This window comes from Paenibacillus soyae, from assembly GCF_024623455.1.
Taxonomy (GTDB): Bacteria; Bacillota; Bacilli; order Paenibacillales; family Paenibacillaceae; genus Pristimantibacillus; species Pristimantibacillus soyae.
Map to the genome: position 1 here is coordinate 20,110 of NZ_JANIPJ010000018.1, position 20,754 is coordinate 40,863.

At 58.9% G+C, this 20,754-nt stretch carries 17 protein-coding genes and 2 pseudogenes; 5 read left to right on the plus strand and 14 right to left on the minus strand.

From position 1 onward, the window contains the following. The first annotated feature begins 47 nt into the window (after nt 1-47). Nucleotides 48-215, plus strand: a complete 168-nt coding sequence (locus NQZ67_RS21980; RefSeq protein ID WP_257450129.1) for a hypothetical protein — start codon at nt 48-50, stop codon at nt 213-215. Nucleotides 216-636: 421 nt separating this feature from the next. Here the strand turns inward: NQZ67_RS21980 and NQZ67_RS21985 are convergent, their stop codons facing one another. Continuing rightward, on the minus strand, nt 637-882 hold the full coding sequence (locus NQZ67_RS21985; RefSeq protein ID WP_257450131.1) for a hypothetical protein: 246 nt from the start codon (nt 880-882) through the stop codon (nt 637-639). A 195-nt stretch (nt 883-1,077) separates the two neighbouring features. Between NQZ67_RS21985 and NQZ67_RS21990 the strand changes: the two genes are divergently transcribed. After that, a complete protein-coding gene (locus tag NQZ67_RS21990; RefSeq protein ID WP_257450133.1) occupies nt 1,078-1,614 on the plus strand; it encodes a superoxide dismutase family protein in 537 nt (178 codons plus the stop codon). Nucleotides 1,615-1,653: 39 nt separating this feature from the next. On the opposite strand, the pseudogene NQZ67_RS30695 reads toward NQZ67_RS21990, so the two are convergent. From NQZ67_RS30695 to NQZ67_RS22035, 8 genes and pseudogenes are all read right to left on the minus strand, one after another. Further along, a pseudogene (locus tag NQZ67_RS30695) lies at nt 1,654-2,690 on the minus strand (serine hydrolase domain-containing protein). Between the two features lie 101 nt (nt 2,691-2,791). Then, on the minus strand, nt 2,792-4,789 hold the full coding sequence (locus NQZ67_RS22005; protein ID WP_257450139.1) for a GTP-binding protein: 1,998 nt from the start codon (nt 4,787-4,789) through the stop codon (nt 2,792-2,794). 185 nt (nt 4,790-4,974) lie between these two features. Next, on the minus strand, nt 4,975-7,908 hold the full coding sequence (locus tag NQZ67_RS30700) for a fibronectin type III domain-containing protein (protein WP_257450141.1): 2,934 nt from the start codon (nt 7,906-7,908) through the stop codon (nt 4,975-4,977). A gap of 196 nt (nt 7,909-8,104) precedes the next feature. After that, a complete protein-coding gene (locus tag NQZ67_RS22015; protein WP_257450354.1) occupies nt 8,105-10,753 on the minus strand; it encodes an NPCBM/NEW2 domain-containing protein in 2,649 nt (882 codons plus the stop codon). A gap of 225 nt (nt 10,754-10,978) precedes the next feature. Then, nucleotides 10,979-11,725: an MBL fold metallo-hydrolase gene (locus NQZ67_RS22020; RefSeq protein ID WP_257450143.1), complete on the minus strand. Its 747-nt coding sequence runs from the start codon at nt 11,723-11,725 to the stop codon at nt 10,979-10,981. 14 nt (nt 11,726-11,739) lie between these two features. Continuing rightward, nucleotides 11,740-13,236 (minus strand): amidase family protein, encoded by a 1,497-nt coding sequence (locus tag NQZ67_RS22025; RefSeq protein WP_257450145.1) that lies wholly within the window; start codon nt 13,234-13,236, stop codon nt 11,740-11,742. Nucleotides 13,237-13,307: 71 nt separating this feature from the next. Next, nucleotides 13,308-14,546 (minus strand): hypothetical protein, encoded by a 1,239-nt coding sequence (locus NQZ67_RS22030; RefSeq protein WP_257450147.1) that lies wholly within the window; start codon nt 14,544-14,546, stop codon nt 13,308-13,310. A gap of 127 nt (nt 14,547-14,673) precedes the next feature. After that, on the minus strand, nt 14,674-15,204 hold the full coding sequence (locus NQZ67_RS22035) for an STM3941 family protein (protein ID WP_257450149.1): 531 nt from the start codon (nt 15,202-15,204) through the stop codon (nt 14,674-14,676). A 155-nt stretch (nt 15,205-15,359) separates the two neighbouring features. Between NQZ67_RS22035 and NQZ67_RS22040 the strand changes: the two genes are divergently transcribed. Beyond that, complete coding sequence (locus NQZ67_RS22040; RefSeq protein WP_306813010.1) at nt 15,360-15,845, plus strand: LURP-one-related/scramblase family protein; 486 nt, start codon at nt 15,360-15,362, stop codon at nt 15,843-15,845. 54 nt (nt 15,846-15,899) lie between these two features. On the opposite strand, the gene pdxR is transcribed toward NQZ67_RS22040, so the two are convergent. Continuing rightward, entirely contained in the window at nt 15,900-17,312 is a 1,413-nt protein-coding gene (gene pdxR, locus NQZ67_RS22045; protein WP_257450151.1) for a MocR-like pyridoxine biosynthesis transcription factor PdxR, read from the minus strand. Nucleotides 17,313-17,432: 120 nt separating this feature from the next. Here pdxR and NQZ67_RS22050 point away from each other — a divergent pair, with 120 nt between their 5' ends. Both NQZ67_RS22050 and NQZ67_RS22055 read left to right on the plus strand, forming a co-directional pair. Beyond that, on the plus strand, nt 17,433-18,401 hold the full coding sequence (locus tag NQZ67_RS22050) for a proline dehydrogenase family protein (protein ID WP_257450153.1): 969 nt from the start codon (nt 17,433-17,435) through the stop codon (nt 18,399-18,401). Next, nucleotides 18,394-18,909, plus strand: coding sequence for a GNAT family N-acetyltransferase (locus tag NQZ67_RS22055; protein ID WP_257450155.1), 516 nt, complete (start codon nt 18,394-18,396; stop codon nt 18,907-18,909). The genes NQZ67_RS22050 and NQZ67_RS22055 overlap by 8 nt, the downstream gene beginning before the upstream one ends. Here NQZ67_RS22055 and NQZ67_RS30705 read toward each other — a convergent pair. The 4 genes and pseudogenes from NQZ67_RS30705 to NQZ67_RS22065 all read right to left on the minus strand — a co-directional run. Then, a pseudogene (locus NQZ67_RS30705) lies at nt 18,906-18,986 on the minus strand (hypothetical protein); the annotation flags it as partial. The gene NQZ67_RS22055 and the pseudogene NQZ67_RS30705 overlap by 4 nt on opposite strands. Beyond that, a complete protein-coding gene (locus NQZ67_RS30710; RefSeq protein ID WP_371825343.1) occupies nt 18,971-19,189 on the minus strand; it encodes an MBG domain-containing protein in 219 nt (72 codons plus the stop codon). The gene NQZ67_RS30710 and the pseudogene NQZ67_RS30705, both read right to left, overlap by 16 nt. Continuing rightward, nucleotides 19,132-19,890, minus strand: a complete 759-nt coding sequence (locus NQZ67_RS22060; RefSeq protein ID WP_257450157.1) for a hypothetical protein — start codon at nt 19,888-19,890, stop codon at nt 19,132-19,134. Before NQZ67_RS22060 ends, NQZ67_RS30710 begins: the two co-directional genes overlap by 58 nt. Continuing rightward, entirely contained in the window at nt 19,887-20,609 is a 723-nt protein-coding gene (locus tag NQZ67_RS22065) for a hypothetical protein (protein WP_257450159.1), read from the minus strand. Before NQZ67_RS22065 ends, NQZ67_RS22060 begins: the two co-directional genes overlap by 4 nt. Nucleotides 20,610-20,754 lie beyond the last annotated feature (145 nt).

Consider the following 20,754-nt stretch of genomic DNA (forward strand, 5'->3'; position numbering starts at 1 on the left):
GCTTGGGTAACTAGCATTAAACCTTCTACACAAAGGAGATGGAACATATGAATACCAACACGCCTCATCAAAACGTCGAGATCGAAGAACGCCACGTGCAGAAAAAATCCGACTCCAGCCAAGTGCTATCTACTCTGATTAAATATACCGCCTACCTTCTAATCTTCTTCGGAGCGCTATACTTCCTGGTGCGGTACGTGTTCCCGATGTTTTAATGGAAGCAGCCACGCCGAACGCCCTCGAGCCACGCTCGAGGGCGTTTTTGTTTGGAGCCAAGCAGGCGGAGCAGCGCTATTTTCTCTGCGCACCCTCTCTCCGCACGTTTAAGAATTCCTGGCACCGCTATTTCTTTCGCGCACCCTCTCTCCGCACGTTTAAACGTTCCTGGCACCGCTATTTCTTCCGTGCCCCCTCTCTCCGCACGTTTAAGCACTTCTGGCACCGCTATTCTTCCGTACACCCTCTCCCCGCACGTTTAAGCATTCCTGGCACCGCTATTTCCTCCGCGCCCCCTCTCTCCGCACGTTTAAGCACTTCTGGCACCGCTATTTCCTCCGTGCCCCCACACACCGCCGAGCATGAAGAAACCTCCCAGCTCCAAATTGGAGGGGAGGTTCGTTGTTTGTGCAAAATAGCTTATTCCGTCACAGCGCCTTCGGTCTCTCCGGCGCCTTCCGTCTCTTCGGTCTCTTCCGGCGTGATCGGCTCGGTGACGACCGGCGCGTCCGTCTCGACTACGGCGCCGTCATCGTTGTTGACGTCGATCGAGGTGTCATTGCCGTTATTGTTGTTGCAGGCCGCGGCGCTGAACATCAACACTGCGCACATTGCGGCTGTCAGCAGCAGCTTTGTCATGGAATTGTTTTTGGCGATTTTTTTCATAGTATGATTCCTCCTGATTATGTAGCTTAGTTTTTTGATGATTTCCTCTTGCCTATCCCTACTTAACCCGTCGCATCCAACATGAAACGTTTCATCTCATGAGAAAATACTCAGAATAATTTCCAAATTTATGCACATGCTAAAGCTGATGCCGTATTGTACGGCCAATCTACGATTCATCATCAGGAGGAAGCTATGAAAAAAATCTTGATCCTCTCCACGGCCGCGCTGCTTGCGGGCTCGCTGACCATTGGTTCGGCTAAGGCCGAGGAAAGCGCGGGCGCCGGAGAGCTGCTCGTACCGATCATCAACGGCAAAGGCGAACAAATAGGCAACGCTACGTTGATGCAGCGTAACGATAAGGTGGTCATCAACGTCGAGGCCAAAGGCTTGACGCCTGGAGCGCACGGCATTCACTTCCATGCCGAAGGCAAATGCGAAACGCCGGATTTCACTTCGGCCGGTGCCCATTTCAACCCGCATGAGAAGAAGCATGGCTTCAAAAATCCGGAGGGCTTCCATAGCGGCGACCTTCCGAACATCCAAGTGAAAGCGGATGGCACGGTGAACGCGAAGCTGCAGAGCGAAGCCGTTTCCTTGAAGCCCGGCAAGCCGAACTCCTTGTTGAAGGCCGGCGGCACCGCGCTTATTATCCACGAGAAAGCCGACGACTACGTCACCGACCCGTCCGGCAACTCCGGCGGCCGCATTGCTTGCGCCGTCATCAAATAAGAAGAAGGGCCGCTCCCTAACCGGGGCGGCCCTTCCGCTTTATCCAAGCTTCCAAATCCACTCGTCTATTTTCGAAGCAAGCGCCCCCGCGCCTCTGTCGACGTTGCCCAGCACATGAGCCTGATCATACGTTTTGGCGTAAGCGGAGGATACCATCGTCACCCCCGGATCGCTGCCCATAACATAGTATTTAAACAGCTCGCCCTCGATATAGGTCATCCACACTCCGTATCCGTAGCGCACGCGGTCGTTGACCGTTATGTGCGGCCGGAGCATCAACGCCGTCGTCTCCTCCGTCATCAGCTTGTTCCCAAGCAAGGCCTTCCAGAACAGCTCCATATCGCGAACCGTCGTAAACGCTCCTCCGTCCGGTCCTCCCATGACGGGGAGCGAGAAGTGATTCGTTCGCCAGCCATCCCCCTTATCCATATAGCCGATAGCCGTCCGCTCCGGCAGCTCGTCAAGACGGAAGTAACCGGAATCGGTCATGCCGCTTGGCCGGAATATGCGCTCTTCCACATACGACGTAAAGCTCATGCCGGACAGCCGCTCTACGATCAGCCCAACAAAATAAACCCCGAATTGCAATACGCAAACGTTTCGCCGGGACTAAACTTCATCGCGCCGTTCTGGAACAAGGGCAATAAGTCGGACGGCGTCTGCATCGCGTATGAAGGTACCGCCCTCCATAGCTCGCTGAAATCGTCCATGACATCTTCGTCGAAATAATCCGGAACGCCTGAGCTATGCGTAAGCAGATGATGCACGGTGACGCCGGGATCAAAATGAGGAAAGTCGGCCGAAACCAGATCGAGCAGCCGATCGTCGAACCGCAGCTTCCCTTGCTCCGCCAGCTGGCAGATCGCGGCCGCCGTAAATATTTTGCAGCCCGAAGCGATGCCGAATCTCGTATCCGGACGATTGGGAATCCGTTCGCTTCGGTTGGCGCTCCCTATTCCCTTCTCCACAATCTGTCCCATCGCCTGCACCCGTATAGCCCCGGAGAACGGAACGTCTGCCGTCCCATTGTATTGCTCTATGATTTCACCGATATGCTCGTCTAACTCTGCGCTCATCCTTGCCACATCCTTTGCGTTTTCCTGACATCGATTCTAACACTCGCCGGCATGGGCGCGAGGGTAGAGTTCGCTTCTAAATCAATTTCTACTGCGCGTCTTCACTGCGCCAGCGCCTTGCGCATGTACAAAATATATTTCGACTGGTCCAGCGGATTCACGCCGCTCCGCTGCCTCTGGGCTTGCACGTCCGGCGGGCATTCCCGGTACCCCGCGAAGAAGGTGGACAGGATGCCCCTGCCTTTCGTCATCGAGCCGAACCGGGCAGGGAAGTCGAGCGACGTGGCCACGGGCAGCGTGCCCGTCAGCTCCATCCGCTCGCCGCGCAGCTCCGGAGCTTCGAACTCGCCCCTCATCGCGATCAGCTCGTTCATGAGCTTGCCGCCATGCTCCTCCGGGACGGACAGGCGGAAGGACAACAGCGGCTCCAGAAGCTTCACGCCGGTCCGGCTCAGCCCGTCCATGATGCCCATCGGCGTGGCGATGGCGAAGTCCAGCGGATGCGTATGCCAGACATGGTGCTCGCCTTCGACCAGCGTCACCTTCAGGTCCGTCACCTCCCAGCCGAACAACCCTTGCTGGAGCGCCTCCGGCACGCGGCGCGCGACCTCGTTCTGGTAGCTCTCCAGCAGCCGCTCGGACCGAACGTTCGCCTCGTACCGCAGCCCGCTTCCCCTCTCGCCGGGCTCGATGCGGAACCGCAAAATCGCCCAGCAGGGCTTCGGCGCCAAATAGGCGACAAAGCCTTCGCCCTCCCCGGCCGGCGTCTCCTTGTAAATAACAGACGGAGCGCCGAAGCTTACGGACAGCCCGTATCGGTCTTGGACAACCTGGGTCAGTACCTCAATTTGAATGGGACCCATCACCTTCAGATGGAGCTCCCTCTGCTCCTGCAGCCATTGCAAATCGAGCAGCGGATCTTCGTCAGCCAGCTCTCGAAGGGCCGCCACCACCGCGGGATACCGCGCCTCGTCCTCCCAGCGCACCTGCACGGTAAGCAGCGGCACTGCCAGCTTCGTCTCTCCGGGCACGCCGTCCTTGCTGCCGATGATATCGCCGATGCGGGCTTCGCTCCAGCCGGATACGGCTGCGACATCTCCTGCCCGGAGGATGCCGACATCCTCGGATCGCTGACCGTCGATGCGCCGGATTTGCGTCGCTTTCTCCGCGATATCCCGGGTAGCGTTGTAGACGGAATCCCGATTCCGGATGACGCCGCCGTATAACCGCACATAAGCGATCCTTCCCATCGCGGCGTCGCGCTCGACGCGGAAGACGACGCCGGATAACGGATCTCCCTCACTTCCCCGCGGCGGAGGCAGCAGCTTCGTCATGGCATCCATCAGCGGTTCGACCCCTATGCCCCGGCCGGAAGCACCGAACAGCACCGGATAAATATTTGCATCGCCCGCGAGCCGAAGGACGGCCTCCTGCAATTCCCCGTCGCTCAGGCCGCCCTCCTCCAAATACCGCAGCAGCAAAGTCTCATCGGCTTCGGCAACCGCTTCCACAAGCTGCTGCCGATAGCCGTCCGCATGGGCCGCTGCCGCCGCGTCATGCGGCGCAAGCAGCGATACGGAGCCGGCAAACGTATCCTCCGCCCCGATCGGAGCCTGAATCGGAGCCGCGCTCGGAGTCAGCAGGCGGCGGATTTCCGCCAGCGTCCGTTCGGCGGACGCGCCGACGCGGTCCATCTTATTGATGTACAGGAGCGTCGGGATGCCGCGCTCGCGAAGCGCATGCCAGATAACCTCCGTCTGGGCCTGCACCCCCTCCGCGGCCGACAGAATCAACACGGCGCCGTCAATGACGCGCAGGGATCGTTCCACCTCCGACAAGAAATCGACATGTCCGGGCGTATCGATCACATTCACCGTTATACCGCCATGCTCGAACCGGGTCGACGCCGCGCGCACCGATATGCCCCTCGTCCGCTCGACCTCGAGATAATCCGTCTGCGCCGTGCCATCATCCACGCTGCCGAGCTGACGGATGCGGCCGCTGCGGAACAGAATTTCCTCCGTCGTCGTCGTTTTCCCCGCGTCCACATGCGCGAAGAAGCCTATATTCCGAATATATGTTGCGTTGCCGTCACTCATATGCCGCTCTCCCCATTCGAACGCCGTTAGTCCGCTTTGATTAAACAAAGCCTATCAAAGATGCCTTCCCCCGTCCAGAGGGACGGAGGCTGCAAGCCTATGTCCAAATAGAGTCCTCGGAGGCGCGCAGCCTCTCCTCGCGCAAGAAAAAACCGCAAGCGGACGACTCCGCTTGCGGCCCTTCCCTACTGAATCGGCGCCAAGTTAGCGCCGCCGATGACGGAATACGTCGAGCTGCCCGGCGTCTTCCAGCCGACCGCGACATGGTCGCCGCCGCCCTCCTCCTTATGCAGCACCTCGACGTAGTAACGCTGGCCGGCCTGCAGGCTGATTAGACCGGACTGCTGCGTGGCGTTTTGCGTCCAGCTCAGCTCGTTCACCCAGTCGATCACTTCGCCGATCATGACCTTGTTCGCCGGATTGTCGTTCGTGCTGAGGTACAGCACGCTGTTGTTGTCGCCCGCGATCGAGAACTGGTAGGTGCCCGTCACCGACGGCACAATGTAGCCGCGGATGCGCGTGCCGTAGTTGTCGCCCCAGTTCGAAGGCGCCTGGAAGCTCGTGAGCGAGCTGGTGCCCGTAGGCGTCGTGCCGGTCGGGATGCTAGCGATCGTGCCGCCGGATAGATTCGTCCAGTACTCGCGCGTAATGGAGCCCGTCGGAGCCGTTGGCGCTTGCGTATCGCCAGCCGGCGCGTTCGTCGTCACGCTCAGAGCGGAGCTGGCCGCCGAGACGTTGCCCGCCGCGTCCCGGGCCTTCACCGTGAAGCTGTACGTCGTGCTAGGCGACAGGCCCGTTACATTGAACGAAGTCGCGCCCGTCGTCGAGCCGGCCAGCGTACCGCCTCTATAGATCTCGTAGCCCGTCACGCCGACATTGTCCGTCGAAGCCGTCCACGACAAGCTGACGCTTGAGGAAGTCTTCGACGGCGATGTTAATCCCGTCGGCGCCGTGGGAGCTTGCGAATCGCCGCCCCCGCCTCCTCCGACCGCGATGTTCACATCGCAAGTCTTGTATTGGCCCGGAGCCGGATCGCCGAAAATGTTATTGCCGCACATGACACCGTTCGTGTACGTGCCGTAGTTGTAGCTGCCCGCCGCGCCATAGCGTACTTCCTTCGTGCCGGTGAAGCTGCACATATTGTTTTCGCCCGCGCAATGTACCCATACCGGCGTCGGAATCGAGCTTGTCGTGACGCTGATCGCGCTGCTTAACGCCGATGTGTTGCCGGAAGCATCCTTGGCCCGAACCGCGAAGCTGTAGGCGGTATTCGACGTCAAGCCGCTCACCGTGAAGGAAGTCGTCGTCGAACCAACCGTCGAACCTGCAAGCACGCCGTCCTTATACACATCGTAGCCGGCGATGCCGATGTTATCCGTGGACGCCGTCCAAGTGAGCGTAACGCTCGTATCCGTCTTCGACGGCGACGCCAGGTTCGTCGGCGTGGAAGGAGCCGTCGTATCCGGCGGTCCCGCGATAACCGTAATCGTCTGCTCCTTGACGCTCGCGCGGCCGCCGTTGTCCCAGACGCCTAGAATGACTTGGTACGTGCCCGGCTTCTGGTACGTATACGTCGGGCTGACCGTCGTGACCGGCAGGCCTTCGCCGAGATCCCACAGATGCTCGACAATAGTGCCGTTGTCGGTAGATGTATTCGTGAACGTGACCGATTGGCCGAGCTGTACCGTCAGCGGAGCCGTGAAGTTCGCGACCGGCTTCGGATCGCTGAAGCCCCTGCTTGTGAGCTGCGTGTTCGTGCCGTTGCCGCTGACCGTATTGTTGCTCCACTCCAGATGAGACGCGGAGGTCGGATACTGATCGATCGAAGGTCCGGCATTGTTCGTGATCGTGTTGTTGATGAAGCTGAGGCGGTCGGTTCCGCCCGCGGTCGTAATTTCAATCGCTTTGCGGCCGTTGTTCGTAATCGTATTGCTGTCGAACGTAATGTTCTGCGTATTGCCGTGGATGCGGATCGCGTTGCCGTCGTAGCCCGGATAAGCTGCGGATGGATGGCCGGCCGCGCCGTCTTTGAACGTGTTTTTGTAGAAATATTGGAACTGCTCCGTCTGACCCGTGCCCTCGCCCTGCAGCTGCATCCCCCACATGACCATGTTCTGGACCGTATTGTAGTTCCAGAGCTGGTAGCCCGTGCCCGGCGACTGCTGGATGCCGACCTGCTGGCCGCCGTCGACGATGTTGCCCGACGTAACGCCGTGGTCGACCATCACCTCGAGACCCATGTTGCCGACCGTCGTGCTCGAGCCGACGTAGTTGTTGCGGACCGCGATATAGGCGGAACGCACCGTGCTGATCCAGTGATCGACCGTGTTGTCCTCGACCAAGGAGTAGTCGACGTTGGTATGAAGCTCGATGCCGAGACCTTCCATTTGCTGGCCGGTGCCGGTGACCGTATTGCCCCTGACAATCGCGTACGGACTGTCGTCGTTCAGGAAGATGCCGCCGCGTCCCGTGTCCGCGACGTAGTTGTTCTCGATCAGAGCATGATCCGAGCCCCAGCCTACCCGCACGCCGCCGCCCCAATCCGAGTTGACGCCGATGTTAGTCACCACGTTGTCCGCAACCGTCAAATTATCCGTATTAATCCCGAACAGCGCGAACGGTCCGAAGCCGGAGGACATGCCGAAATCTTTGACCTTCAGGTTCAGCATTTTGTTGCCGCTGCCGTTCTCCGATACGACCGCCGATTGCGGCACCGCGCTGTTGTTCGCGTCGAGCGTCATCGAGGACACCTCGGCGCCGGACAAGTTGTACAGCGAGAAGAACGTGTTGGCGGAAGATGAAGCGTATTCGATAATCGTATGGTCCCTGCTCTGTCCCGTAATTTTGACGCCTGACTTGCCGCTGACCGGACTGCCCAAATAATAAGTGCCGTTCGGGATAAACACCGTGTCGCCGCTGGATGCCGCATTGACGGCTGCCTGGAATGCCGCGCTGTCGTCGCCCGTATCGGTGCCGTTCGCTCCGTATGACGTTACGTTAAGAGTTGCCGCGTAAGCAGGTGCCGCGGGTATGACCGGGAACAGCAGAGCGGCCGCGCATAAGAGGCTTACGATTCGTTTGTTCGTCTTGGAAGTCTTGATGGACTTCACTGGTTTCATGAGTTCACTCTCGCTTTCTTCAATGGAATGATGGCATGCAGTCGATTCCGGCTCCTCTGCTATCCGTCAAGAGCTCTTCCTCTGTCTGACTTACCGTTATGGACCGTGCCCCACCTCCTTTCATCAAATAAAACGGTTCCCAAGGGACCGCCCTAGCAGGACGGCCCCCGGCCACCTCTTCCTGTCCGCCGGGGACCTACTCGCCGCCTCCGTATACGATTCGGGCGTCTCCCCAGTCCGCATGATCCCAGTCGCTGCCGTTGCCGCCGTTCGTGACGACGAGCTTCAGCGTCTGAGCTCCGCCAATGTCCAGATCAATCGATGCCGTATCGGATTCCGCCGTCATGACGCCGCTGTCATAGGCGAGTACGCCGTCCAGCCATACCTCGAAGCTGACCGAGCCGTTGCCGTACGTCTCGTCGTCCACGCCGACCTCTGCGAGGAACCGGCCGTACGCTCCGCCGACCGTATAGACGATCTCCGAGGCGGCGTGCGTGCCGAGGCCTTTGGCGTATTCGACGCCGTTCAGCGTAATCGGCCTGCCGTCCGACGATTTGTCGCGCATAATGCTTCCCCAGCCCGCCGTTCCGCTATCCCAGGCGAAGTCGCTCAAGTAGACGTCGCCGGACGGAGCAGCCTGGACGGCTGTTGCCGAACCGCTGCCCTCGGATGCGTTGCCCGCGGCATCCTTCGCCTTCACCGTGAATGTATTCGACGTTCCGGGCAGCAGCCCCGTAACCTCATAGATGGTCGACGCCGCGCCCGATGTCGTACCAATCAGAATGCCGTTCCGATAGACCTCGTAGCCCGTTACCGCCTTGTTGTCCGTAGATGCAGACCAACTTAGGCTGACGCTCGTCGCGCCGCTGACCGTCGCCGCCAGGCTCGCCGGCTTGCTCGGCGGCTCCGCGTCGGGCGCCTCGGTCGTGACGGAGAGCGGAGCGCTAGGCGTGGATACGTTGCCCGCAGCGTCTTTGGCCCGGAGGGTAAGGCTGTAGCTCGTCAGCGGCGACAAGCCCTTGACCGTAAACGAAGTTTCACCCGGAGCGGTAGAGCCTGCCAGCACTCCGTCCACGTAGACCTCGTAGCCGACGACGCCTACGTTATCCGCTGCCGGATTCCAGCTCAGCTCGATCGTCTCATCCGTCTGGGACGGCGAGATAAGCCCGGTTGGAGCCGACGGGGCCTGCGTATCCGGTCTTCCCGGCCGCACGAGCACGATACGCTCCTTGAGGCTGGCGCGTCCCTCGTTATCCCAGACGACCAGCGTCACGCGGTACGCCCCGAGCTTGTCGTACACGAAGGTCGGCTGCGCGCTGGAGCTGGGCAGTCCGGCGCCGAAGTCCCAGAGCTGATGGGAGATCGAGCCGTTGTCCTTCGATTTGTTCACGAATGTAACCGGCTCGCCGACGCGCACGAGGACCGGCGCTTCGAAATCAGCCGTCGGCTTCGGATTCGCGAAGCCGCGCGACGACGGCTGCGTGTTGCTGCCATTGCGGAGCACGACATTCCCTTTCCATTCCAGATGCTCGGCCGCGGCCGGATACGGATCGACGGCGACGTCTTCGTTGCCCGTAATGATGTTGTTCGTGAAGCTCAGACGATCGACGCCCGACGCGCCCGTGAACTCGATGCCTTTGCGGCCGTTGCCGGCAATCAGGTTGCTGTCGAACGTCAAATTCTGCGAGCTGCCGTGAATGCGCACGCCGTTCCCGTCGTAGCCCGGGTACGCTGCCGAAGGATTGCCTTCCTGCGTGTTAATGAAGCTGTTCCTGTAGAAATATTGGAACTGCTCGATCTGCCCCGTGCCTTCTCCTTGCAGCTGCATCCCCCACATGACCATGTTTTTGACCACGTTGTAGCCCCACAGCTGATGGCCCGTGCCCGGCGACTGCTGGATGCCGACCTGCTGGCCGCCGTCCACGATATTGTCCGTCGTCACCGCGTTATCCGCCATCACCTCGAGGCCGATGCTGCCGACCCTGCCGTCCGTCGGCTTCACGACGTTGCGGCGAATCGCCACCGTGTCGGAGCGCACCGCGCTGATCCAGAAATCGACTTCGTTATCTTCGATAATGGAGTTATCCACGTTCGTGTGCAGCTCGATGGACAGACCATGCTCCTTCAGCCCCGAGCCGGTAATCTTATTGGAGCGGATGACGGCTCCCGGGCTGTCGTCGTTGATGAGAATGCCGCCTCGGCCCGTGTTCGCGATGACGTTGTTTTCGACGGTTACGTTCGCCGAGCCCCAGCCCGCCCGTACGGCCGCGCCCCAGATGGAAGCGGTTCCAATATTAGTGACAATGTTATCCTTAATGCTGACATGGGTTGAGCCCACAACGTACAGCGCATGCGGGCCGAAGCCTTCCGTCGCCGCAAAATCTTGCACTCTGAGGTTGCGCATTTGGTTGCCGCTTCCTCCCTCGGAGACGACGGCCGACATCGCGATCAAGCTGTCGTTGCCGTCCAGCGTCATATCCGATACCGAAGCGTTCGTTACATTATGTAGGTAGAACATATACGTATCCGCCTCGGAGACGAACTGAATGATCGTCTTATCCCGATTCTCGCCTCTAATGGAAACGCCCGACTTGCCCATGACCGTGCCCGACAGCTGGTACGTGCCCTTCGGAATCAGCACGGTATCGCCTGCCGCCGCCCCGTCGACGGCCGCTTGAATCGCCGCCCTGTCGTCCAGTCCGTCCTGGCCGTTCGCTCCGTAGTCTGCCGCCGAGATCATGCTTCCTACGTCAGGCGCTGCAGCGAGCGCTCCCGGCAGCGGGCATGCCGCGGACAACAGAACCAGCGACAGGAATAAACTCGTCACTGTCCGTTTGGATTTCATCACGATTATCTCTCCTTCGCGCTTGGGATTGGAGCGGAATCCGGTCCTTCCCGTCTCCGCTTCTCCATCGTGCACGATCCCGCAAGAGATGGAAACTGTTTATTCCTCGAATAGCAACACTTATGGGCTGTACTTCGCGGTAATAACTGTAGAATTCGTTCCCCGAGAAACTGTACAAAACAAAAAAAGCCCGCAGGCTGTCGCCTGCAGACCTAAAAACGCCGTTTATTCGCTTTCGCCCCGCTCGTTGCGGAGCAGCTCCCGGAGCCCCGCCCCGGCATCGCCTTCGTACAGGCCGCCATGGTAGCAGATCAACTGATGAATGGCATAGCGAGACAGCCGTTCAATAGAAGCCGCCGCCGCGCGCCTGTCCATCGTAAACTCCGGATTGGCGATACCAAGCTTCCCGTCCTCTTCGATGACTACCGCATCCGCGGCGAGCATGATCCCGGCCGACTGCACATAAATCGAGATATGTCCCGGCATATGCCCGGGCGTATGCACGATTTCAAGGCCGCCGCACCAAGGCAGCACTTCGCCGTCGGCAACGATCCGATCGACGCTCGCGGGCTCGATGCTCCGAAGGAACGCGATGAAGGACTCCGCCTGCGGCTTTCGCTCCTCCGGCAGCCGCTCATGCAGCGACTCCGCCTGCTCGAGCCGCAGCGATTTTTGCCGGCCGGCAATATGAGGCTCATCCAGCTCGTGAGCGATAATCTCAACCGATGGATAGGCACGCTTAAGCTCCGCGAGAGCCCCCATGTGGTCCATGTCGTGATGCGTTACGATCACATGCGTCAGGTCGTCCAAAGACAATCCCCGCTCCCGCGCGGCATCCTCCAGCAGCGGCAGAAAGCCCGGATAGCCGCAGTCCACCAATATCAAGCGATGCTCATCCTTCAGGAGGACGGGAACGATCGTCTGCCGGGTTCCTTGCTGGTCGAACGTAATCGGAATAAGATGAACCGTCATTCCGCATCGCCTCCTTATTCGCTATCAATAGCCGGTGGCGGCACCCGATGGCGTGTCGCCTGCTCGAAGCCATAGGCCAGCTTGATCAGAGTCGGCTCGCTGTAGGCTCCCCCGGAGAAGATAACCCCGAACGGCCCTTTGGTCGGATCCCCGTCCGAATCGATGATGCCGCGCTCGGAGTAGCCGGCCGGCACGCAGATAAGCGGGTAGCCCATGCGGGCCGCCATATATTTGCCGTCCGCATCGCCCGGCAGCAGCAGGGCGTCCAGCCGGTAATGCCGGATGAGGTAATCGATACCCTCGCGCCGTGCTTTCTCCTTGTACGCCGCCTGCTCCCGCTCGTACTCTTCCTCCGTCATGTCGACGGCTTGCGAGTCGGTAAGCACGTTCTGTCCGTAACGAAGCGCATGCTCCGCGTGCGCCTCGTTGAAGGCGATCAGCTCCTCGAGCGAATGCACGGACGCGGAAGGTCCGAGCAAAGATAAATAGCGATCGATGCCCCGCTTGAATTCATACCCCACGATGTTCCCGTTCCAGTTGTCCGTCGAGACGGGAAGGGGCAAGTCGTCCACGATTGTCGCGCCCTCGTTGCGCAGCGCGGCGATCGCTCCCTCCATGATCGCAAGCCTCTCTTCGTCGAGATGCTCGTAGAAGGCTCTCGGAATGCCGATGCGCGCCCCGGGCAAAAACGTTTCGTCGAGAAACGGCGTATAGTCCCGGTGAAACAAGCCGCTGCTTTCGCGCGTGCGCGAATCCCGCTCGTCCACTCCGGTCAAAGCGCCCAGCAGAATTGCCGCGTCCGCCACGGTTCGGGCAAGCGGGCCCGCCGTGTCCTGATTCGATGAGATCGGAATGACGCCGGAACGGCTGACCAGCCCGACCGTTGGTTTAATGCCGACCAGCGCATGCTGGCTGGCCGGGCCGACGATGGAGCCTGCCGTCTCCGTGCCGATTGCGGCGGCGGCGAGACTGGCCGCGGCGGCCGCCGCGGAACCGGAGCTGGAGCCGTTCACGAACACTTCTCCCGGCCCATACGGATTGAACACCTGGCCGCCCCGCGAGCTGTAGCCGGCTGGCATGTTCCAGGACATAAAGTTCGACCATTCCGTCATATTCGTCTTGCCCAGCAGAACGGCTCCGGCTTCCCGCAGCTTCTTCGCGACGAACGAATCCTCCGGCGCGATCGAATGCGCGAGGGCGACCGAGCCCGCGCTCGTATGCATGCGGTCATGCGTGTCGATGTTGTCTTTGAGCAGAATCGGAATACCGTGCAGAGGGCCTCTGCTTCCGCGCCCAAGCCGCTCGGCGTCTAATTCCCGGGCAATATTCTCCGCGTCCGGATTCAACTCCAGAATGGCGTTAATGCGCGGATTCCATCGTTCGATTCGCTCCATGTACGCCTGTACCAGCTCCTCGGAGCTGACGAGCCCGGCCTCCATGGCGGACTGCAGCGTATGTATATCGGCTTCGGCAATCCATTCATGCAATGGCTTGCTTATGGTTAAACTCATGTTCATCTCTCCCGAGCTTCAAGTTCTATGGATACTGTAGCACGGATGACGGGACGGCTTGCAGGGAAAGTTTAGTTATAGCCAACTGGTATCAAGCGGGAGCCTTGCAATTGATACAGCAGGAGCGCCCCGTCCTTCTCGTACAACAACCGGTTCCCCCCATCTTGCTTATTCACCGATACCGAGCCTCCTCCCAACTGCCGGCCGATATCCGCCGCTTGAAACCCGCTGCCCGCCCACCGATAGAGCATGACATAGGACGGGAGGCTCCCCGTCGACACCCCAAGAAGCTCTTCTCTACCGTCTCCGTCAAGATCCAGGAAGGACGGACTTCCCATCTTCAGCGCCTCCGCCCACTCGCCCGTTGCCGGTTCCCGCCGGACAACCTTCAGCTCCGCGTAGGACGCCCCCATCTCACCCGTCACCAGCAGCTCCTTAACGCCATCACCCGTAACGTCCGCCGCTGTAATATCCTGTACGCCATCCATTCCGTAGGAGGTAACAAGCCCAAGATCATACAGCTCCTCCCCATCTTGCAGGCGGGCGTAAATATCGGTCGGGATCTTTTCGTCTTCATGCAAAATAAGCTCGACGCTCTTGCCCCCAATCTCCAGAGGCACGGTCCGAATGCTTTTCTTGCCGGTGGGGGATCCGGACGCAAGCGGGCTTGCGGAAACATCCTCATACGTAAGCCCGAACTCCTCCCCTTGAATGGACACGTACTCCGGTTGTCCGGCGAAGCGTTTATGCGCCACAAGCTTCCCCGACTCATCGAAAGCACGAATCGTCCAAGTCTTCTCCGAATAGTCGTCCAGGACGAATAACGCATACGACTCCGTAAGCTCCGACCACTCGTATTCGTTCGGACGCTCCATCACGTCGTATAGCGTCATCGAATAGGGGACGGACGGCCCCTTCTCCTCCAAATGATTGCCTACGGCAATGGTGCGAATGCCCGACTCGGGCGCTGCCTTCAAGAACACCTGAAACCGATCCTCCCCTTTTCCGCTTCCATAGCCTCCCGCTTCAAACGGCTGTCCCTCCTCCAGGAACTGACCGTAAGCTTGACCGTCGTGACGGTATAAGTAGCCGACAGCCTTCTCGAGCCGGGCCCCTCCGAAGGTGCCGTCCGCCAAGTTTTCGAACAAAACGGCTTTCCCGTATGCCGTATTCTCCGACAGCACGATCCGATACTTCCCTGGAAAACCAGCCGATAGAGCCCCTTCCTCCGTGAAGCGGTAACCGCTGAGCCAGTAAAAAACGGCTAAACATGCCAGCAGCGCGGCAAGAGCCCACAGCTTTCTTTTCACTTCACCACTCCTTCGCGTGCAACTGTCGTCTATTGATTAACGCTGCACCATCGGCTAGTGTTGCTCCAGACAACAATAATAAAGCATGAGCTCTCGGCGTAAAGCCGGAGCTCATGCTTCGTTGCGATCAGGCGGGGGGCTGCGGCGCCCGCTTGTTGATTTCCTCGAACAGCGTGTCGAGCGAGCATTTCAGCATTTTGAGCGGAATATGGGCCTGCGCCGGACTGAGTCCTTTGTTCATCCTGTGCAGCAAACGCTGAAAGCCCGTATGCCGGTTCATGATCAAGTTTCTGTCATGAGTGAAAATGCATAGGAAGTCCTGATTATGCATCCGCAGCGCTTGAATGTCCGCGATTTCCTCCCAGCGGATCAGCCCCGCCGCCCCGTAAGTGGCCTGATCCCGGATCCCTTCGTAGGAAATCGTCAGCATCGGCGAACGGTCGAACATTTTTTTGATATAGATGATAAGGCACAACCCGAAAAACAAAACGCAAACGGCCCCGATTGCGAATAAAAGCACCGTCTCGATACCGCCTGCTTCAGGCGCAAAAACCATAAACAAGCAGCCCAAGCAAACAAACACCAGCGCTCCAAAGCCGAGCAGCGTCAATCGTCCTTTTCTGGCATACACATGAAAGTCATTCATAGCTTCGTTCATTCTCTCCTTCTCTACGTTGTCATTGTTTCTCCCGCTCCCCTATATTCGACACAGATTCCTAATATCCTCCTAAAATATGGATGAGCCGACATGCAACAAACCGAATGGCAGCAACGTAATGATTCATAAACCATTAGCCAAAGGGAGGGAGCAGCATGATGGAATTATATTTTCGCGATCGCTTTTTTAGCAGGGGTGTAACGGAAATTATGGATGAGACCGGTGCCGCAATGGGGCAGCTGGATCTGGAGAGCTCATTGACATCCTCCGTCTCCGTATACGGTCCGGACGCGATCTTGCGATACGCTGGGAGCTTCCGGTTCTTCAGCAGCAAGTGGGAGGTGCGGGACGCCGCGGGCACCGAGCTTGGCGTTCTTCGTTACCGGCTCTCTTTCTTCAGCAAACGCTATGAATACGACGCCGGCTATAGAGGCGTATACGAAATCGAAGCCGAGCCCTTCTCCAAGCATTACACCGTGCGGGATGAGAGCGGCTCGGAGGTCGCTTCCTTCGAGAAAATCAGCGGATGGCTGGAGGCCGGCGCGTTCCGGCTGCGGAACTACTCCGATCGGCTGGACAGTTACGAGCTCGTCGCGGTTATTATGGGCGTCAATGGCATTCATCGCCAGCAATCGAGCTAACGAGCCGCGCCTCGCTTGTGAAGTACGGGGCTTGCTTGCTTTCGCAGACAGCCCCTACCTGCCAAGCGCCCCCCAGGCTTCGCGCATGCGGGTAATGCCGATTTGTATCGTCTCCGGCGACAAATGGCCATAACCCATAATGAGGCTGTGCCGATGATGACCGGGAGTCGCCGCATGCTTCTCGACCGGGTACAGCTGCACGCCGCCCACCTTCAGCGAGTCCAGAAGCTCGTCCGTGAAATCAGCGCCCGTAAAGGAAGCGACGAGATGCAGTCCCGTCGATTGGCCCGAGATTCTCACTCTCTCGCCGAAAGCCTCCGTTAAGCACCGGATCAGTGCATCCCTCCGGATTCTGTACAGCTTTTTCATTTTTGCGATATGGCGGGCGAGTCCCCCTTCCTCGATAAACCGCGCCAGGATGATTTGCTCCATCGACGAGGAATGAAGATCCGCGAACCACTTCAGCTGCCGGCAGCCCGGGATCAGATGCTCCGGGAGCACGAGGTAGCCGAGACGGAGCGCGGGCGACAAAATTTTGCTGAAGGAGCCGATATACAGCACCCGCTCCGGATCAAGTCCCTGCAAAGAGCTGACCGGCTGGCCTTCGTGGCGGAATTCGCTGTCATAGTCGTCCTCCACCAGGTAGGTGCCGTTCTGCCTCGCGTACCCAATCAGCTGGATCCGCCGCTGAATCGGCAGCGTTCCGCCCAGCGGAAATTGATGCGACGGCGTAAGGAATACAAAGGCCGGACGCGCGCCGGCGGGAAGCCGATCGCTCTGCATTCCCTGCTCGTCCGCGGGAACGGGATGCAGACGCGCGCCCGCTTGCTGGAAGATAAGCTGGATGTCGCGCGTAATGGGATCCTCGATAATGATCATATCATCCGGTCGGGTAAGCAGCTTCGCCGTTAGCGTCAGTGCCTGGGTAGCGCCTGACGTGATAACGATCTGTTCCGGGCGGCACTTCACGCCCCTCGTCTTCAGAAGATAGTCGGACAGCGCTTGCCTAAGCTCTCTCCGGCCCTCGGGCATGCCGTACCCGAAAGCGTCGGCCGGCGCGTCCTCCCAGACCTCTCTTGCCAGCCTCGCCCATGCCTTGCGCGGAAAGGCGCTCAAGTCCGGAATGCCGGAACGGAAATCGATGACATCCTCTCCGGACGACTTGATGTCCTCGGACGAGTCCGTATTCCGAAGCTCGGCGATCATCTTCCTCTCCTCTAGAAACGCACCCTCCGCCACATACGTGCCCGACCCTCTCTCCGCGTCCAGATAGCCTTCCGCCAGAAGCTGATCATACGCGCCAAGCACGACGTTCCGCGATACCCGGAGCTCGTCTGCCAGCTCCCTCGTGGATGGCAGCTTCCAGCCGGGCGGCAGCTCGCCTCCCAGAATCCTTTCCCGAACTTGGTCATATACCTGCTTATGCAAGGGCCGCTCCAGCGACCGGTCGATCGGAATCCATAGCATATTAAGCAGCTCCTTCCGCTCAAAAAAAGTGGTACCTTTCATTTTGTATAAATGTGGCACTCTGCCTAACCATTCTAACATGGTACATTTAGCGGAAATAGATGGAAGGAGCGATATAGGATGAAGAATTCAGCGGAACAACAAGCGGCGGCGGCGCTGCGGATAATAGCAAGAGACGCTAACATGAAGGCAAGCGTTCGGCAATCAGCAGAGCTCTATCAGCTGCTTTGGAGGGCGGCGCAGCGATTCGTCACGGGCGAGACCCTGCCGGAGGCGTTGGAATCCGCCCAACATCTGGCGGCGATGGGCTATGGCTTATCGCTGGAGCCAATCGGAGAGAATACGGAGGAGCTTGCGGCATGCCGGGCTGCAGTAGCAACCTTCTCGGCGCTGATCGAGGAGCTCGGCCGGCTGTCCCTCGCGGAGACCGTCTCTCTCGATCTGTCCCACATCGGCTTGAATCTGGGAGAGGAGCTGGCCCGCGGCCATTTGACCGAGCTTGCGGAGCTGGCCCGGCAGCATGGCGTGAGCTTAATGATCGGCATGGAGGAGTCGGCGAAGACGGAGGCTATTCTGGGAGTATACAAACGGACGGCCGGGCGGTACCCGAACGTCGGCGTTACGCTGCAAGCCCATTTGCACCGCTCCCCCGCGGATTTGACGGAGCTGATGCAATATCCGGGGAAAATCAGGCTGGTGAAGGGCGCCTACGGTGAAAAGCCGGAGGTCGCGCTCCCTCGTTCGGAGGAGCTGAACCGGCGTTATCTGGACATGGCGGAACGGCTGCTCGAGAACGGCCATCCCTGCTCCATCGCCACGCATGACGAAGCCTTGCTGTGCGAGATAGGCCGGATCGCCGGCGAGCGGCTGCCCGGCTTCGCGGAGTTCGAGATGCTGTACGGCGTAAGGCCGGAGCGACTGAACGAGCTTCGTCTTGGAGGCAACGCATGCCGCATCTATTTGCCCTATGGACCGGAGTGGTATCTCTACCTGTGCCATCGGCTGGCCGAGCACCCGAATAACATATTCCGCGCGCTGACCGACATCGTGTCGCCTACTAAGCGGGAGGAGGAGCTGTACCATGATTAGACTGTGCAATAGCATGGATGCGGAAGAGATTTATCGGATCATTAACGATGCCGCACACGCCTATAAGGGCGTTATACCTGACGATAGGTATCACGAGCCTTATATGTCGATGGATGAGCTGCGCAGCGAGATAGGCGACGGCATCGCGTTCTGGGGGTATGAAGAAGGGAACCGATTGATGGGAGTCATGGGCATTCAGGATAAAAGCGAGGTAGCGTTGATCAGACACGCCTACGTACGAACGGATCAGCGGAAAAGCGGCATCGGAACGAAGCTGCTATCTTATTTGGCGGCGATGGCCGGCAAACCGGTTTTGGTGGGCACGTGGGAGTCGGCTGATTGGGCCATTCGATTTTATATCAAAAACGGATTTCATCTAGTCGCGCCGGACGAGAAAACCAGATTGTTGCATACATACTGGACGATTCCCGAGAGGCAAATCGAGACATCCGTCGTCTTGTCGAACTCCTTAGGATCAACCGCCGTCGCGAGCCCGGCAGGGGATTAGGTGACGGGGAACGTATCCCCGTTCCGAAGCCCGGTAACCGTTCCCGTTAAAGGCGGGTTGCTCAAGCCGTATTCACGCGAAGCGGAATTCCCTGCACGGTCAGCGGGGCCTTCGTCACGGTGAGGGTTCCAGGCATATAGGCGATCTCGTACTTAGGCGACGCATAGCCCGAAGCATGTACCGCATAGCTTCCCTCATCCGACAATCCGCGACGTAGCGAAATTAATCTTCTCCTGTCGTCAGGCCGGGCTTCTCCAGATTCGGTTCGTCCAGAATCCAAAGAAACTCTGTGTCTTCATCCCCGCTTTTGGAGTAGCCTCTTGGCGGAGGAGCATCCTCGGCATAGTCCGGGAACCAGCCCATCTGCAGCATCGCATGACGGGAGGGCATTCCCGAGAACAGCTGATCGAGCACGCCGCCGGGAAGAGCCTGGTTCATTCTTTTTTCCTCCCTTAAGATGTCCGCCCAATCCTCGGGAAACGGAAGCGCTCCGTAAGGCCGCTTTGTTAAGTCGGCGGTCTCCTCCATCTGCACGCGAGGCGTATAATAATATATGCCGCTCGACATGCCGGCATTGCGTTCACGGATGAGGTAGAAACGGATTTGCTCCATTTGTTCTTGGGGATTGATATTCCACACGATATAGCGCTCGGACGGATTCGAATGATCGAGTATCCGCAGCTCTGGACTGCCGCCCGGGTCCACCCGCGTCACCTTCCACTCCCCCTTCTCCCACTTCAGGAAGCCCATTCCGTGTGTTCCTCTACCGGACACATAGGGAACGAACAGCTGCCGATCGTCGAGCCTAATTCTATCTAGCACGACCTCCGCGTCCGCTTCCGGTTCGTATTGATTGATGGCCGCCGCGGCTTCCTCCGCGCTCGGAATCGCTCCCGGCCTCCCGTCGTAGGTTCGGATGAAAATGAAGGCCACGGCAGCCAGAATGACGGCTATGACCGCTAACCACTTCCGTCTTCTCATTCCTCCGCCTCCCATTCCATCATCGGCTTCTCCGAACGGTAGTAATAATAACGGCCTTCCGAGGCGAGCAGCAGCCCCTTTCCGTCGCTCTCCAAGTAGACCGCGGCAATTAGTCCGCTTCCCCAGCGGGGCTTTGCGCCGAATAACGCATAAGGGAACCGTTCTTCTTGATAAAGCTCACCGTTCTGATGCCTGGATTCGTAATACCAATCCAGCGAATTCTTCATATCGGCCGAAGCGGCCGAGGCCATCGCTTCTCTGAACAGCTCCTCGTCGAACTCCGCTTCACGCGCCGACGGGTGAGTACCGGCAATTCTCGCATCCCGCGTATCGGCCAAGTAGGTATGCGGATCGTTTTTGTCGTAGAGGGCACTATGTACGAACCCCGCGAGCAGAGCCGTCGCCAAGAACAGGTAGTTTGCCCAAAAGCCGGTCCACGCGAATTTCCGATACCTCGGCCATGAGCGGCGGCGAATGAACCACGAAAGAATCCATACGCCTAACGGCAGCAACGCGATATTCACCATTTGCCCGAACAGAGGCACCTTAAACGAAAACGAAAAGAAACCGACGAGCGCCGCGAATAGCATTTTCCAAATGGCAGGCTTCGTCTCCTGCTTCCGATACCCGCGAACCAGCAAATATAGAACAGTCACCCATGACAGCAAACCTACCGCTATACCCACAACATTCCACGAATACCATTCATCCGCTCGCACGCCATCACCCCGCTACCGTTATTCGCGCCACAACGAACAGCCCAACGCTTCCGGCTAGCGGAAACGTTGGGCTGGCCCCGGCTCGGATACCGAGCCTTTCTATTCACTTTAACATACCTATCCTGGAAATTGGACCCTATTTCTA